The following is an 861-nucleotide window of genomic DNA, read 5'->3' on the forward strand; positions in this document are numbered from 1 at the left end:
TTTTTCAGATCAAGGCAAATGGTCGTCCAGCACCTTGTTCTTCCAGCCGTCATTGCCCGGCAGCAGCAGGTTCAAGCCGATCGCTACCACCGCGCACAGCGCGATGCCCTTCAGGCCCCAGTCATCCGGGCCGGTGCCGGTGCCGACCAGTACGCCACCAATGCCGAACACCAGGGTCACCGACACGATCACCAGATTGCGCGCTTCGCTCAGGTCGATCTTGTGGCGGATCATGGTGTTCATCCCCACGGCCGCAATCGAACCGAACAGCAGGCACAGGATGCCACCCATTACCGGCACCGGAATGCTCTGCAGCAAGGCGCCGAACTTGCCCACGAAGGCCAGGCTGATGGCGAAGATCGCCGCCCAGGTCATGATCTTCGGGTTGTAGTTCTTGGTCAGCATCACCGCGCCCGTCACTTCCGCATAGGTCGTGTTGGGCGGCCCGCCGAACAGGCCGGCTGTGGTGGTGGCGATGCCGTCACCCAGCAGGGTGCGATGCAGGCCAGGCTTTTTCAGGTAGTCGCGGCCGGTCACGCTGCCCACCGCGATCACTCCGCCGATGTGTTCGATTGCCGGGGCCAGGGCCACCGGCACGATGAACAGGATCGCCTGCCAGTTGAAGGCCGGGGCGGTGAAGTGCGGCAGGGCCAGCCACGGCGCTGCACCGATCTTGGCCGTGTCCACCACGCCAAAGTAGAACGACAGGCCAAAGCCCACCAGTACGCCGGCCAGAATCGGCACCAGGCGGAACATGCCCTTGCCGAACACGGCCACGACCAGGGTGGTGAGCAGCGCCGGCATCGAGATCATCATCGCGGTGCTGTAGGGCAGCAGCTCGGCCCCGTCACCGGCTTTGCC

The 861-nt window shown here is 64.5% G+C and carries 1 protein-coding gene; it reads right to left on the bottom strand.

Going from position 1 to position 861, the window contains the following annotated elements:
- Positions 1 to 9: 9 nt before the first annotated feature.
- The coding region (locus tag G3436_RS23125; protein ID WP_163949924.1) for a uracil-xanthine permease family protein at positions 10 to 861 on the bottom strand (852 nt) is incomplete at its 5' end.

Origin of the sequence: Pseudomonas brassicae, from assembly GCF_010671725.1 — a bacterium.
GTDB classification, from domain to species: domain Bacteria; phylum Pseudomonadota; class Gammaproteobacteria; order Pseudomonadales; family Pseudomonadaceae; genus Aquipseudomonas; species Aquipseudomonas brassicae.